The 14,173-nt window shown below is 70.0% G+C and carries 14 protein-coding genes; 4 read left to right on the top strand and 10 right to left on the bottom strand.

The features are described from left to right. Positions 1 to 60 precede the first annotated feature (60 nt). A complete protein-coding gene (locus IE325_RS41825) occupies positions 61 to 738 on the bottom strand; it encodes a response regulator (RefSeq protein ID WP_190075423.1) in 678 nt (225 codons plus the stop codon). Then, the gene (locus IE325_RS41820) at positions 735 to 2,033 is read right to left on the bottom strand and encodes a sensor histidine kinase (protein WP_190075422.1); all 1,299 of its coding nucleotides are present in this window, start codon (positions 2,031 to 2,033) and stop codon (positions 735 to 737) included. The genes IE325_RS41825 and IE325_RS41820 overlap by 4 nt, the downstream gene beginning before the upstream one ends. Positions 2,034 to 2,119: 86 nt before the next feature. Here IE325_RS41820 and IE325_RS41815 point away from each other — a divergent pair, with 86 nt between their 5' ends. Next, positions 2,120 to 2,674, top strand: coding sequence for a GNAT family N-acetyltransferase (locus tag IE325_RS41815; RefSeq protein WP_373315334.1), 555 nt, complete (start codon positions 2,120 to 2,122; stop codon positions 2,672 to 2,674). Positions 2,675 to 2,681: 7 nt separating this feature from the next. On the opposite strand, the gene IE325_RS41810 is transcribed toward IE325_RS41815, so the two are convergent. The 7 genes from IE325_RS41810 to IE325_RS41780 form a co-directional block, all read right to left on the bottom strand. After that, complete coding sequence (locus IE325_RS41810; RefSeq protein ID WP_190075421.1) at positions 2,682 to 4,178, bottom strand: type IV secretory system conjugative DNA transfer family protein; 1,497 nt, start codon at positions 4,176 to 4,178, stop codon at positions 2,682 to 2,684. A 9-nt stretch (positions 4,179 to 4,187) separates the two neighbouring features. Beyond that, the gene (locus IE325_RS41805; protein WP_190075420.1) at positions 4,188 to 5,597 is read right to left on the bottom strand and encodes an ATP-binding protein; all 1,410 of its coding nucleotides are present in this window, start codon (positions 5,595 to 5,597) and stop codon (positions 4,188 to 4,190) included. Between the two features lie 6 nt (positions 5,598 to 5,603). Continuing rightward, positions 5,604 to 7,163, bottom strand: a complete 1,560-nt coding sequence (locus IE325_RS41800) for an SCO6880 family protein (protein ID WP_190075419.1) — start codon at positions 7,161 to 7,163, stop codon at positions 5,604 to 5,606. Further along, positions 7,160 to 8,497 (bottom strand): hypothetical protein, encoded by a 1,338-nt coding sequence (locus IE325_RS41795; RefSeq protein ID WP_190075418.1) that lies wholly within the window; start codon positions 8,495 to 8,497, stop codon positions 7,160 to 7,162. Before IE325_RS41795 ends, IE325_RS41800 begins: the two co-directional genes overlap by 4 nt. After that, positions 8,487 to 9,320, bottom strand: a complete 834-nt coding sequence (locus IE325_RS41790; RefSeq protein WP_190075417.1) for a hypothetical protein — start codon at positions 9,318 to 9,320, stop codon at positions 8,487 to 8,489. Before IE325_RS41790 ends, IE325_RS41795 begins: the two co-directional genes overlap by 11 nt. A 186-nt stretch (positions 9,321 to 9,506) precedes the next feature. Further along, positions 9,507 to 9,815, bottom strand: a complete 309-nt coding sequence (locus tag IE325_RS41785) for a DUF8827 family protein (protein WP_055624817.1) — start codon at positions 9,813 to 9,815, stop codon at positions 9,507 to 9,509. A 350-nt stretch (positions 9,816 to 10,165) separates the two neighbouring features. Further along, a complete protein-coding gene (locus IE325_RS41780) occupies positions 10,166 to 10,684 on the bottom strand; it encodes a MarR family winged helix-turn-helix transcriptional regulator (protein WP_190075416.1) in 519 nt (172 codons plus the stop codon). Positions 10,685 to 10,833: 149 nt separating this feature from the next. Between IE325_RS41780 and IE325_RS41775 the strand changes: the two genes are divergently transcribed. Together IE325_RS41775 and IE325_RS41770 are read left to right on the top strand one after the other, a co-directional pair. Continuing rightward, positions 10,834 to 11,808 (top strand): alpha/beta hydrolase, encoded by a 975-nt coding sequence (locus IE325_RS41775; RefSeq protein ID WP_190075415.1) that lies wholly within the window; start codon positions 10,834 to 10,836, stop codon positions 11,806 to 11,808. A 69-nt stretch (positions 11,809 to 11,877) separates the two neighbouring features. Beyond that, positions 11,878 to 12,405, top strand: coding sequence for a GNAT family N-acetyltransferase (locus IE325_RS41770; RefSeq protein ID WP_190075414.1), 528 nt, complete (start codon positions 11,878 to 11,880; stop codon positions 12,403 to 12,405). Positions 12,406 to 12,507: 102 nt separating this feature from the next. On the opposite strand, the gene IE325_RS41765 is transcribed toward IE325_RS41770, so the two are convergent. Next, the gene (locus tag IE325_RS41765; protein ID WP_373315331.1) at positions 12,508 to 13,116 is read right to left on the bottom strand and encodes a TetR/AcrR family transcriptional regulator; all 609 of its coding nucleotides are present in this window, start codon (positions 13,114 to 13,116) and stop codon (positions 12,508 to 12,510) included. Between the two features lie 72 nt (positions 13,117 to 13,188). Between IE325_RS41765 and IE325_RS41760 the strand changes: the two genes are divergently transcribed. After that, positions 13,189 to 14,148 (top strand): oxidoreductase, encoded by a 960-nt coding sequence (locus tag IE325_RS41760; RefSeq protein ID WP_190075412.1) that lies wholly within the window; start codon positions 13,189 to 13,191, stop codon positions 14,146 to 14,148. Positions 14,149 to 14,173: the final 25 nt, after the last annotated feature.

Below are 14,173 nucleotides of genomic sequence, written 5' to 3'. Positions count from 1 at the left end.
CGCCGCCGAACAAAATTTGAGAGAAAGGCCCACGCCATTTGGCGTGGGCCTTTCTGCGTTTCAGGACGGTTTTACCAGTCCTGTGTCATAAGCCAGAATCACTGCTTGAACTCGGTCCCGTGAAGCAGTCTTGGCGAGGATGCGGCCGACGTGGGTTTTCACCGTGGATTCGGCCAGGTGGAGGCGGGTGGCTATTTCTGTGTTCGTCCAGCCTCTGCCGACCACTGTGAGGATCTCGCGTTCGCGGTCGGTGAGGGTGGCCAGGCGGGAGTCCAGGTCTGTGGGCTGGTCGTCGGCCGTGGGGTTCTTGGTCGGCAGGTGGTGGACGTAGGCGTCCAGGAGGCGGCGGGTCAGGGCGGGGGCCACCACCGCGTCGCCGGTGGCGACCGCGCGGATGCCGGAGAGGAGTTCCTCCGGCTGGGCGTCCTTGACGAGGAAGCCGGAGGCGCCCGCGCGGAGGCCGGCGTAGGCGTACTCGTCGAGGTCGAAGGTGGTGAGGATCAGGACCCGGGTGCGCTCGCCGGCGGCGGTGATGCGGCGGGTGGCCTCGATGCCGTCGAGGCCGGGCATGCGGACGTCCATCAGGACCACGTCGGGGTGTAGTTCGGCGGTCATGCGGACCGCCTCGCTGCCGTTGTTCGCCTCGCCCAGTACGGACAGGTCGTCCTGGCTCTCCAGCAGCATGCGGAAGCCGAAGCGCTGGAGAGGCTGGTCGTCGGCGATGAGGACTGTGGTCACTGCGGTTGTTCCTCCGGGAGGTGCAGGTGTACGCGCCAGCCCTGCTCGGGGTGCGGGCGTGGGCCGGCCTCAAGTGTGCCGCCGTACAAGGCGGTTCGCTCGCGCATTCCTGGCAGGCCGCGGCCGCCCGTGCCGGGGGCCGTGCCGTCGCTGTGGCCGGTGTCGGTCACTGTCGCGGTGACGGCGCCCTTGTCGTCGTACGACAGCTCTATGTGCGCGCTGGTGCCGGGGCCGCCGTGTTTGAGGGTGTTGGTGAGGGACTCCTGGATGACGCGGTAGACGGTGAGTTGGCGGCCGGGGGAGAGGGTGGGGCTGCCGTCGATGGTGGTTCGGACCGGGAGGCCTGCTGCTCGTACGCGCTCTATGAGGGGGGCGAGGTCGGTGAGGGTGGGCTGGGGGGTGAGTTCGGGGTGGGGGGCTCTGGGGTGGTGTTCCTCGCGCAGGACGTCCAGGAGGCGGCGTAGTTCGGTGAGGGCCTGGCGGCTGGTGGTGGCTATGGCGTCGAGGGCCTGGGTGGCGCGTTCGGGGGACTTGGCGGCCGCGTACTTGCCGCCGTCGGCCAGGCCGGTGATGACGGAGAGGTTGTGGCCGATGATGTCGTGCATCTCGCGGGCTATGCGGGCGCGTTCGGCCGCGGCGGCCAGCTGGGCCTGCTGGTCGCGTTCGATCTCCAGGCGGCGGGCGCGGTCCTCCAGGGCCTCGGTGTGGTCGCGGCGGGTGCGAACGGTGATGCCGATCGCGGCCGCCACGGCGATGGACATCAGCACGGGGATGATGTCCCGGTCCATGCTGCCCTGAGGGTGGCGCGCGGCCATCAGCGCGACGGGGAAGGTGATCAGGGCCGTCGCCCACCACAGGTTGCGTGCGGGGCGGCGCAGGGCGATGTGGAAGACGACCAGGAGCTGGAGCAGGACCGCCTGGAGGGCGATGCCGGTCCAGGCGTTGACCAGGGCGAAGGGGAAGACGGTGAGGAGTACGGCGCGGGGGTGGGCTCGTCGGCGGAGGAGCGGGACCGAGAGGCCCAGGCTCAGGGCCAGGACCAGCCAGCTCGGGTTGTCGCGGTCCCGGGTGACGTTGAGCCAGCCGCCGCCGGCGTAGTCGATCAGGGCGGCCGTCACCCAGAAGCCGGTGAGGTGCAGGTCCCAGACGAGGGGGTGGCGGTGGTCGAAGGCGCGGATGCGTCGGCTGAGGCGCTGGATGTGGTGGGTCAGAGCCCCCTCTGATACCAGCACCTCCGGTGCCCGTGCTTCCCGCGCCCCGTCTGTCCTCGTTCGCTCTTGCGTCACGCCGTCCATCGTGCGGGTTTGTTCACCCGCTGTCCCAGAGCCGTGGGCACTATTCCAGGTGAGCGATGTCGTACCCGGGTACTACGGTTGCCGTCATGTGCACCATGAACCCCGGGGCCTACGTCATCCGGTCGATACGCGCCGACGAATGGCCCGCCGCGAAGGAGCTGCGGCTTGCCGCGTTGCGGGATCCGGTGGCCTCGCTCGCCTTTCTGGACACGTACGAGGAGGCTGTGGCCCGCCCTGACTCCTTCTGGCAGGAGCGAGCCGCGGGGGCCTGTGAGGGGGCCGACCGGGCGCAGCAGGTCATCGCCGAAGGGCCGGACGGGAGCTGGGTCGGGACGTTGACCGTGCTGGTCGAGGAGCCGGGGGCGGTCGACTGGGCCGGGTTTCCGGTGGAGCGCAAGCAAGGGCATCTCGTCGCGGTGTTCGTGCGGCCCGAGGAGCGCGGTAGCGGGCTGACCGAGGTGCTGTTCGACGCCGGGCTGGAGTGGGCCTGGGCGCGGGGTGTCGAGCGGGTGCGGCTGTTCGTGCATGAGGAGAACGGGCGGGCGCAGCGGTTCTATCGGCGGGTGGGGTTCGTGCCGAGTGGGGTGGTCGTGCCGCTGGGCGGGGCGTCCGAGCTGGAGTTCGTCATCGAGCGGCCGTAGGGCCTGGCTACACCGGGAGTTCGGCGTGCGGCCAGCGGGCGCGGGCCTGTTCGCGGGACCGGAGCAGGGCCAGGGTCGGCATGCCCCGGTCCGCTCCGGTGGCCAGTAGCTCCGGGAGCTGGGGAAGTGGAGCCACGGCGGCGACGTCGTCCAGGACGAGCGTCATTGGTGGGTCGAGGCGACCGGAGGATGACCGTTCGGCCATGCGCCGGCCGCGCTCGACCACGCTTGCGGCGAGGGCCGTCAGGAGTGGCATGGCGCCCGGGTTGGCTCGGGGGTCCTCGATGGATTCACCCACCACATAAAGCGTGCCCCCTTCGTCGACGAAGGAATCCAAGGTGAGGGCATCAGTTCGGTTTGGAGTGCAGGACTCCCGGATGTTGACGGTGGAGAGGGCGGAGAGTGCTCTGGTGGTCAACTCCTGGGCCATGTCCCGGCGTTCGGGGTGGGCCGTGAGGGCGGCTTCGAGTTCGCCGGCCGAACCAGGGGCCGCCTTGGGGTTCGTACGGAGGATGCGTACGGCGTCCTGGATCTGGGTGCCCTGGGACCAGCGGTGGACATGGCGGATGGTGCGGCCGTCGATGGCGGCGGCGTGCAGATAGCTCCGGAGGAGCGTTTCGGCGGTGTCGCTGACCGCTTGGTCCAGGCGGGAGGTGGGGCGTACCGGGGTGAGGAGCGCCGTGGCCCGTGCGGCTGCCGTCTGCTTGTCCTCGCAGGCCGCCGTGGGGGACCAGTGGAGGCGGGCCGGGGTGTCGCAGAGGTGGGTGGGGTCGTAGAGGAGGACCGGGCCGAGCTTTCCCCGGGCGTCCTTGGTGTCCTGCCAGAGGGAGGGGTTGGAGGTGACGACGAGGGCCGGGCCCTCCGCGTCGCGTACGGCCTGGGTGGCGGTCTGGTGGCGGGTTTCCTTCGGGGCGACGAGGATCTTCTCGCGGTTGCCGACTGGTTCGGTGAGCGGAGGGATGGGGGGTGCCGTCTCCTCGGGGCGGGCCGGGGGCGGCTCCGGGATGTGTTCCCAGGGCTGTGTCGGCTCTGCGCGCGGTGCCGGGACCTCGTGGCTCTGGGGCGGCTCCGTGGCCATCGGAGGCGGCGTCTTCTCGAGATCGGTCCCGCCCGCGCGGCGTGCCGCACGGACCGCGCGCCAGCGGGTCACCGTGCCCAGCACGAACACGGTCAGTACGACGAGGACCATCAGCTGGCCGATGAACAGGCCCCAGAACAGGCCGTAGCCCGACAGCTGTCCCGCCGGGGTGTCCGGCCAGGCGGCGGGGATGTCGTGCGGGTCTGCGATCAGGGAGCGCATCGCGAGGGGGGCGCGGGTGAAGGTGACCGCGGTCGGCCAGGTGCCGTGTGCGAACCAGCCGGCCAGGCCCGTCGCCGTCCAGATCAGCAGGGTCATGCCGACGAGGAAGGCGAGCAGGCCGATCAGCAGGCCGTCCGGGATGCCTCCCCGGCCGTCCCGGTGTTCCCGGCGGTCCCGGTACTCCCGGCCGTGGTCCGGTCTCACGCCGCCCCCTTACGCCACCGTCGATTCGGAGTCGCCCAGGTGTTGCTCCACGAAGGCCGCCGCCCGCTCCTCGGCCTCCAGCTCGGCGGCGCGCAGGGCGTCGTCGGTGAGGTCGGTGGCCGATTCGGTCATCGCGCGGTCGGTGAAGACGAGCGGGCGTTCGGTCTCGGTGACCAGGTGTTTGACGACCTGGACATTGCCGTTGACGTCCCAGACCGCGATGCCGGGGGTGAGGGACGGGATGATCTCCACGGCCCAGCGCGGCAGGCCGATCACGCGGCCCGTCGCCCTCGCCTCGTCGGCCTTCTGGGCGTAGATCGTCCTGGTCGAGGCCATCTTGAGGATCGCGGCGGCTTCCTTCGCCGCCGCGCCGTCGACGACGTCGGACAGATGGTGGACGACGGCCACGAAGGACAGGCCGAGGCGGCGGCCGAACTTCAGCAGTCGCTGGAAGAGCTGGGCCACGAACGGGCTGTTGATGATGTGCCAGGCCTCCTCGACCAGGAAGATGCGCTTCTTCCGGTCGGGGCGGATCCAGGTGTGTTCCAGCCATACGCCGACGATCGCCATCAGGATCGGCATGGCGATGGAGTTGCGGTCGATGTGGGACAAATCGAACACGATGAGGGGCGCGTCGAGGTCGATGCCGACCGTGGTCGGGCCGTCGAACATGCCGCGCAGGTCACCGTCGACCAGACGGTCCAGCACCAGGGCGACGTCCAGGCCCCACGCCCGTACGTCGTCTATGGCGACGTTCATCGCCTCCGCCGACTCCGGCTCGGGGTGCCGTAGCTGCTCGACGATGTCGGTCAGGACGGGCTGGCGCTCGACGATGGTCTCGTTGACGTAGGCGTGCGCGACCTTGAGCGCGAACCCTGAGCGCTCGTCGAGGCCGTGGCCCATCGCGACCTCGATGATGGTGCGGAGCAGCGCCAGCTGGCCCGTGGTGGTGATCGAGGGGTCGAGGGGGTTGAGGCGGATGCCCATGTCCAGGGCCGCCGTCGGGTCCAGGCGGATGGGGGTTATGCCCAGCTCCTGCGCGATGAGGTTCCACTCGCCGACGCCGTCCTCGCCCTGGGCGTCGAGGACGACGACCTGGCGGTCGCGGAAGCGGAGCTGGCGCAGGACGTATGTCTTCTCCAGCGCCGACTTGCCGTTGCCGGACTCGCCGAGGACCAGCCAGTGGGGGGCGGGGAGCTGCTGGCCGTAGAGCTGGAAGGGGTCGTAGATGTAGCCCTTTCCGGAGTACACCTCGCGGCCGATGATGACGCCCGAGTCGCCGAGGCCGGGGGCGGCGGTGGGGAGGTAGACCGCCTGGGCCTGGCCCGTGGACGTGCGCACCGGGAGCCGGGTCGTCTCGACCTTCCCGAAGAGGAAGGACGTGAAGGCCTCGGTGAGGACGGACAGCGGGTCCCGCATCAGGTCCTACCTCCGAATGCCGGTGGCGAAGGGGAGCGTGTTCACGAATGCCCGGTGGTGCTCTCGGTCGCACCATTCCAGCTTCAGATACGACTTTCCGGCTGACGCCCGGATGGTCCGCTTGTCGCGTGCCAGGGCCTCGGGGGTGCGGGAGGAGACGGTGATGTAGCCGACCAGGTTGACTCCGGCGGCCCCGCTCGCGAGGTCCTCTCCTCGTTGGTCGAGGCGGTTGTGGGCGGCGACGTCGCGGGGGTCGACGGTGCGGTTCATCTTGGCGGCGCGGCTGGCGTCGGCCTCGTCGTTGGTCTTCTCGGTCAGCATGCGCTCGATGGCGACCTCGGTGGGTTCGAGGTCCATGGTGACGGCGACCGTGCGGATGACGTCCGGGGTGTGGACGAGGAGGGGCGCCAGGAAGTTGACGCCGACCGGGGTCATCGGCCATTCCTTCACCCAGGCGGTGGCGTGGCACCAGGGGGCGCGGGTGGACGACTCCCGGGTCTTGGCCTGAAGGAACGTCGGCTCCATGGCGTCGAGCTCGGCCGGCCAGGCGTTGCGCTTCGTCATCGCCTGGATGTGGTCGATCGGGTGGTCCGGGTCGTACATGGAGTGCACGAGGGAGGCGAGGCGGCCCTGGCCGAGGGGCTGCCGTACGCGGATGTCGGCCTCCTGGAGGCGGGAGCAGATGTCGGTCAGCTCGCGGGCCATGACGACCGCGAGGCCCGCGTCCCGGTCGACCTTGCCGCCGCCGTGCGGGCGGGCGGCGCGGGCCATCGCCAGGGCCTCGGCGGCGAGTTCGCGGGTGAAGTGCATACAGGCGACGAGGTAGGCGCGGTGCTGCTCGCTGCTGGTGGACACCATGGACTGGAGCTGGTCGTACGACTGCTGCAGCCAGGCCGGGGAGCGGTCGTCGCCGCGTACGGCGACGTCCTTGGCGTGGGCGTCCGGGTCGGCGGGGAGGGTGCGGGCGAGCATCTGAAGGCGCGTCACGAAGCCGTCGCCGTTGGCGACATGCTTCAGCAGGGTGCCGAAGCGGTCGACCAGGGCCTCCTGGTCCTCGGAGTCGCGCAGGCCGACGCCGGGGCCCTCGATCTCGATGGCGGCGGTGACGGTGCGGCGGTCGGCGTGCAGGAGCACGGCGATCTCGTCCGGGCCGAACGGGGCGGCCAGCCAGGTGACCCGGCCGATGCCCGGCGGCGGGCCGACCTCGACCTCACGGCCGTCGACGCCGGTGCCGGCCTCCATGGCGCCGGAGCGGTAGGTCGTGCCCTGGCGGAGGCTGCGCTTGTAGCTGCGGTTGATCTCGAACCACTTGTAGAAGGTCCGGTGCTTGTACGGCACGTAGACCACGGCAAGCGCGACCAGTGGGAAGCCCATCAGCAGCACGATGCGCAGGGACAGGACGGGGACGAGTAGTCCGCACATCATGCCGAGGAACGCGCCGGCGATGATCAGCACGATCTCGCCGGACTCGCGGTTGCGTCCGACGACGGCGTTCGGCCGGGCGCGGCCGATCAGATATGTACGGCGGGGCGTGACCGTATGGGACACGTGGGACTGCGTCGTCAACGCCCGTCACCTCCTGAACTATTGCTGCTGCTGTTGCGGGTGTTACTGGCGTGCGGGGTGTTCACCGGGCTGCCCGAGCGGGGGGCGGGGGCCGAGCCGCTGCCGCTGCCGCTGCCGCTGTTCGAGCCGCGGGAGCTGTGGGCGGCGACTCCGCCGGAGACGGGGTTGGCGGGGCGGGCCGCGCTTGACTGGCCTCCGCCGCCGTTGTTGTCCGCGCGGGAGCTGTGGGTCTTGATGCCCTGGGCGACGAGGGTCGCCGGGGAGCTGATCACGGCGGCGGCCTTGCTCTCGGCGCCGCTCATGATGCGGTTGTTGCGGACGTTCGCGAGCTCGTCGCCGAAGCCGGGGACGAAGCGGTAGATCATCGCGCTGGCGAAGATGGCCAGCAGGATGATGGCGAGGCCGGAGACAACGGCGGCGAGGGAGTCGGGGCCCTCTTCCGTGGCGAGGGCGCCGGCGAGGCCGAGGACGATGACGATCACCGGCTTGACGAGAATGACGGCGATCATGATGCCGGCCCAGCGGCGGACGTGTCCCCACAGGTTCTTGTCCACGAGGCCGGCGTAGACGACGACGCCGAGCAGGGCGCCTACGTAGAGCAGTACGGCGCGCAGGTACAGCTCCAGGTAGAGGACTCCGGCGGCGAGTGTGCTGACCAGCGACACGATGATCAGCATGATCGGGCCGCCGCCGATGTCGTTGCCCTTGTTGAGGGCCTCGGAGAACGTGCCGAAGAACGTGTCCGTCTGGTCCCCTGTCGTCTTCGCGAGTACGTCGCTGACGGCGTCGGTCGCCGAGACGATCGTGTAGAGGATCAGGGGGGTGAAGGCCGAGGCCAGCACCGTGAGCCAGAGGAAGCCGATGGCTTCCGAGAGGGCGGTGGTGAAGGGCACGCCGCGGACCGCTCGCTTCGCCACCGCGAGGAGCCAGAGGAGGAGGGTGAGGATGGTCGACGCCGCGAAGACCACTGCGTAGTGCTTCAGGAACGTGAGGTTCGTGAAGTCGACGTTCGCGGTTTCCTGTACGGCTTCGCTGAGCTTGTCGACGGTCCAGGAGGCGGCGTCGGCGCAGCCCTTGGCGAGGGAGGAGAGGGGGTCGAGGGTGGAGGTGGGGTCGGTTAGGGAGGGGGTGGTGCCGCCGGTGCGGGAGCTGCCGTTGTCTTTTTCGCAGTAGTCCTTGGCGGGGCCACGGATGAGGTCGCAGGGGTCGCTGCTCCCTGAGGGGGTGGGTGAGGGGGTGGGCGCGGCGACAGCACGGGTGGCCAGCAGCACGGCGGTCGCCTGTACTGTGGCGAGGATCCCGGCGACCTTGAGGAAGCGGCGCTTAGCGCGCATACGTGAACCCTCCGTACTCCTCAACGGCCTTCGTCATGTCGTCGGCCGTGGAGGCTCGCTGGTCTCGCCCGACCGGCACTGGTCCGTCCTTCTGCTGGAAGTCGGTGACCTTCCAGTCGTTGTCGACCCACTTCAGCTCGTAGGTCGTGGTGTACCAACTCTCGGACACCGGGTTGGTGGAACCTTCACCGGACAGGCCGAAGAGCGACGTGTACCAAACCTCCGCGGTGGCGGCATTCGCGCTGAACGATGTGGTCTTGGTACCCACCGGGATGACCCGGGAGATGAACGTCTGGCCGGTCGGCGCGGCGCCGTCCTTGTCGAGGCCGATGTTCGCCAGGAATTTCTCGCTGGCGTACGCGCTGTCCAGGGCTGCTTGCCGGTCGGCGGCTACGTCAGGGGCGTAGACCGTCTTGACGATCTCGTGCCGTCTGACGGTGTCGAACATGTCCGCCGACCCCAGCGCCACCGCGTAGTTGGCCGCCGCGCTTTCCGCCCCCTGCTGATCCTGAGCGAACCCGCCCGGAACCCCCGCCGCCTTCCCGTCCACCGGCCGAGTCCCGCTCGCTGCTGTTGACGAGGATTTCGGCTGGTTTTCGTCCCCGGCAGCGGAACCGGAGTCGTCTCCTCCACGGTTCGCGAAGGCGATCGCGGCGATGAGGAGGACGACGACGCCGACGACGGTGATCAGGCTTCGGGAGGATGAGCGGCCGCCCCGGCGGGTGCCGCCGTACGCGTCACCGCTGCTTTCGGGCAGCCGTGTGCGGGTCTGACCGGTGCCTCCGTAACCGCCGGAGGGTTCCCGCTCGTCTCCGAGACTCATGCCGCGTACGCCCCCTCGACGTCGGACAGAAACACGTTGGAGTACGACGGTAGCCGTGCTGGTTCCCGCATGGGCGCACTGTGGTGACTCGACATCAGGAAACGCAACCTCAGCCGGTGGGCACGACGGGTGGGTGGGGGACTGGGGGACCGGGCGTGCCCGGAGCGGACGGAGGGGAGAGGGGTGCTAGACGGCCATGCCGTACACGATGGTGAACAGCGTGCCCAGGGAGCCGATGATGAAGACGCCCGTCAGGCCGGCGACGATCAGGCCCTTGCCCTGCTCGGCGCTGAAGGTGTCGCGCAGGGCCGTGGCGCCGATGCGCTGTTTGGCCGCGCCCCAGATGGCGATGCCGAGGCAGATCAGGATGGCGACCGCCATGACGACCTGGATCATCGTCTTCGCTTCGTTGCCCAGTGCCCCGAAGGGGCCCCAGTCCGGGGCGATCCCGCCGATGATGGTGTTGATGTCGCCCTTGTCGGCCGCAAAGAACATGTAAGTCACCGCCCCTGTTGGGTAGTTCCACTGTCCCCTGCGGTGCGCAGAGGTCAGGCATCATTCTCGCCGATATTGTCGCCGCCGTATGTCGACTTGGCGTCATTGATGGGCGGGATTCGTACGAATACCTCGTACGGTCACTCTGTGTATCACGGCAGGTCACGCCGGGCAACGAGGCCTGAGCGGAACCTGTGGTGTGGTCGCGTCGTTGGTCCTCTTCACGCCGGGTGCCGTTTCTGACGGCCGGTCGGGTGAATGGTCGTGCCGGTGTTCTGCGGGTGAAGGCTATCCCGGGGTGGCGAACGGGCCGTCGCTGGGGCGCGCGGGGGTGGGGTGGTGACGGGATGTCAGCGGGGGCTGTTCTCGGTGACGTTCGTCGTGATCAGGCGTAGGAGCTGTTTGGCCAGGGCGTCCTGTTGCGGGGTCAGGCCCATTGCGGCGCCGATGGCGAGCGGGACGGTTCTCGCGCGGTCGCGGAGTTCGGCGCCTGCGGTGGTGAGGCGGATGGCGACCGAGCGTTCGTCGTCCCGGCGGCGCTCGCGGTGCAGGAGGCCGGCCGCCTCCAGGCGCTTGAGCAGGGGGGACAGGGTGCTGGACTCCAGTTGGAGGGCCGTGCCCAGGTCTCGTACAGAGATGGAGTCCTGTTCCCAGAGGACGAGCATGACCAGGTACTGGGGGTAGGTCAGGCCCAGTTCGTCGAGGAGGGGGCGGTAACGCGCGGTCACGGCGCGGGAGGCGGCGTAGAGCGCGAAGCAGAGCTGGTCCTGCAGGAGGAGGGAGCCCTCCGAGCCCTCCCGGCCCTCCGAGCCTTCCGGTCCCTCCGGGATGCCTGGGGCGGTGATCGCTGGTTCTGTGGATGGGGTCATGAGGGTCGGCTCCTGGGTCCTTGTGATGTGGCTCGATTCTATCGAGAGCTAACTCATCGAGCACTAATTAGTTGCGCACGACTTAGTGGCGCGCTACTTTCGTTATGTGCCGCCGAGCCCGGTCGGCACCCCGATCCGAGGAGATCGCCATGACCGACACCACCCCTACGGCCCCCGCCCGCCCCGTCCTGGAGCCCGCCGCCCAGGCGTTCGCCGAGGCCACCGCGAATCCGCCGTATCTGTTCGACCTCGGGCCTGCCGAGGGGCGCAAGACCGTCGACGAGGTGCAGTCCGGGGAGATCGCCAAGCCGGATGTCGAGGAGGAGTGGGTCACCGTGACCGGTGGGCCGACGGGTGAGGTCAGGGCCCGTGTGGTCCGGCCGGCCGGGGCCACCGGGACGCTGCCGGTGATCATCTACATCCATGGCGCGGGCTGGGTCTTCGGCAATGCCCACACCCACGACCGGCTGGTGCGTGAGCTCGCCGTCGGCGCGGGTGCCGCGGTCGTCTTCCCCGAGTACGACCTCTCGCCCGAGGCGCGCTACCCGGTCGCCATCGAGCAGAACTACGCCGTGGCCCAGTGGGTCGTCCGCGAGGGCGCGGGCAAGGGGCTGGACGCCGGCCGTATCGCCGTGGCCGGTGACTCGGTGGGCGGCAACATGAGTGCCGCGCTGACGCTGATGGCCAAGGAGCGGGGTGATGTTCCGCTGGTGCAGCAGGTGCTCTTCTATCCGGTGACCGACGCGTCGTTCGACACCGGGTCCTATCGGCAGTTCGCCGAGGGGTACTTCCTGCGGCGGGACGCCATGGAGTGGTTCTGGGACCAGTACACGACGGACGCGGCCGCGCGGGCGCAGATCACGGCGTCGCCGCTGCGGGCGAGCGTGGAGCAGCTGGCCGGGCTGCCGCCGGCGCTCGTCATCACCGGCGAGGCCGATGTGCTGCGGGACGAGGGGGAGGCGTACGCGAACAAGCTGCGGGAGGCCGGGGTGCCGGTGACCGCGGTGCGGTATCAGGGCATCATCCATGACTTCGTGATGCTCAACGCGCTGCGGGAGACGCGGGCCGCGGACGCTGCCATCGGGCAGGCGATCGGGGTGCTGCGGGAGGCGTTCGGTAGGTGAGGGGCGGGGCCGTCGTGGGGCCGTGTGGCCCGGTGATCGTCGTTCGGACGTGCGTGCGACGATCACCGGGTGGATGTGGCGAATGATCTACGTGTACGGCGGGCCGGTGAGGCCGATCTCGCCGTCCTCGTCCGCCTCCGTGACGACGCGGCACGGTGGATGCTGAACCGCGGTATCACCGGGCAGTGGCGGCCGGGCGAGCTGGACCAGGGGCACTTTCGCCGGGTCATGGCGGAGGGCGAGGTCTGGCTCGCGGAGGCCGGCGGGCGGGTCGCCGGTGCCTGGGAGTTGTGGTGGGAGGACGAGGCCGCGTGGGGGCCGCAGCCGCCCGTGGCCGGGTATGTGCACCGGCTCATGGTGGACCGGGACGTCGCCGCGCCCGGGACGGGCAAGCTGCTGCTGGGCGCGGCGGAGCGGCGGGTGGCCGAGGCGGGGCGGACGTGTGTGCGCCTGGACTGCCTCGCCGGTAACGCCCAGCTCAACGCGTACTACCGGAACGCCGGTTACCGCGTCGTGGGCCACAAGGCGGGCAAGCCTCAGCCGGGTGGGGCGCCCAAGTCGTTCACGTTGCTGGAGAAGGGGCTTTCCGGCGGCTGACCGTCAAATGGCTGTTGGCTGACGTCAGTTGACCGGACGAGCGGGGTTGGGCCGACTCATGGGCCGAGTGTGGCTCAGGTGCGCTGCCCGCCGCGCGGACCGTCAGCGGGGCTTCAGGCCGTGCAGTAGGTGGTGGACCAGGCCCTCCACGCCCGCCAGGGCCGTTTCCGGGGGCAGCCAGCCGGCCGCGATGAAGCCTGCCACGCCGTGGAGGGCGGCGCCGGTGACGAGGTTGAGTTCCTCCGGGTCGCCCGCGATGATCTCGCCGCGTTTCTGGGCGTCCGCCAGGACGCGTTCCAGGCTGCCGACCGTCCGCTCCACGGCGACCGCCATCTGTTCCGAGGCGTCCGGGTCGTGCTTGCGGGCGTACATGAGCTCCAGGAGCTCGGCGTTGTCGATGGCGAAGCCGAGGTAGGCGCGGGCGAGCGCGGTGAGCCGGGGTTCCAGGGGGAGCGCCGGGTCCTCGGCGGTGTTCAGGGCCCGGCTGAGCCGTTCGTACCCGGTCAGGGCCAGGGCGTTGAGCAGGGCCTGCTTGTCCCTGAAGTGCCGGCCGGGGGCGGCGTGGCTCACGCCGACCTCACGGGCCAGTTCGCGGAGTGAGAGGGCGGCGACGCCCTTTTCGCGCAGGGTGCGTTCCGCTGCCGCGAGCAGGGCCGCGCGTAGGTCTCCGTGGTGGTAGGGGCGGGTCTCGGGCACGGGCATGCGGACCATCGTAGCTTGATGTTGGCGGCGACATCATTGTTGTCGTTGACAGCATTGTTGGCGGCGCCTACATTCGATCGTATGGCTGACAACACTGCTAAGAGCACAGGCAAGGGCAAGGGCTGGGATCTGGGGCGGCTGCCCGATCTCAGCGGGCGTACGGCCGTCGTCACCGGGGCCAACAGCGGTATCGGGCTCGCCGCCTCCGCCGCGCTGGCCGGTGCGGGTGCGCATGTCGTGTTCGCCGTACGGGACCCCGAGCGGGGCCGGAAGGCGGCGGCGACCGTGCGCGGCAGTACCGAGGTGCGGCGGCTGGATCTGGCGGACCTGTCGTCCGTACGGGAATTCGCCGACGCCTGGCAGGGGCGGCCCCTGGACCTGCTGATCAACAACGCGGGCGTGATGATGCTGCCGCAGCAGCGCACGGCGGACGGCTTCGAGATGCAGTTCGGCACGAACCATCTGGGCCACTTCGCGCTGACGAACCTGCTGCTGCCGTACGTCACGGACCGGGTGGTGACACTGTCGTCCGGCGCGCACCGCTGGTTCGGCGCGCGGATCCGCTTCGAGGACCTCGACTTCACCTCCGGCTACGACCCGAACCGCGCGTACGCCCAGTCGAAGCTGGCGAACCTGCTGTTCACGCTGGAGCTTCAGCGGCGGCTGGAGGAGGCCGGCTCCCGCGTGCGCGCCCACGCGGCTCACCCCGGCTATGCGGCCACCAACCTCCAGAGCCATGCGGGGAGCCGGGTGATGCGGGGGTTCATGAGCATCGGCAACCGTTTCTTCGCCCAGAGCGAGGAGGCGGGCGCGCTGCCGACGCTGTACGCCGCCACGCAGGACCTTCCCGGTGCGAGCTATGTCGGGCCGGACGGGCTCGGCGAGCTGCGGGGGGCTCCCACGCTGGTGGGGCGGAGTGCGGCGGCGAGTGACGTGGGGGTGGCGCGGCGGTTGTGGACCGTCTCGGAGGAACTTACGGGTGTGAGCTGGGAGTTGGGCAAGGGTTTGGCGGCGGGTGAGCGGGTGGCGGCCGAGCGCTGACGTGCTCCGCCGCCATGCCGCCCGG

The sequence above is a fragment of the Streptomyces lanatus genome, assembly GCF_014655715.1.
GTDB classification, from domain to species: Bacteria; Actinomycetota; Actinomycetes; order Streptomycetales; family Streptomycetaceae; genus Streptomyces; species Streptomyces lanatus.
The sequence above is the reverse complement of the archived record's forward strand: the minus strand, read 5'-3'. Positions and strand labels throughout refer to the sequence as shown.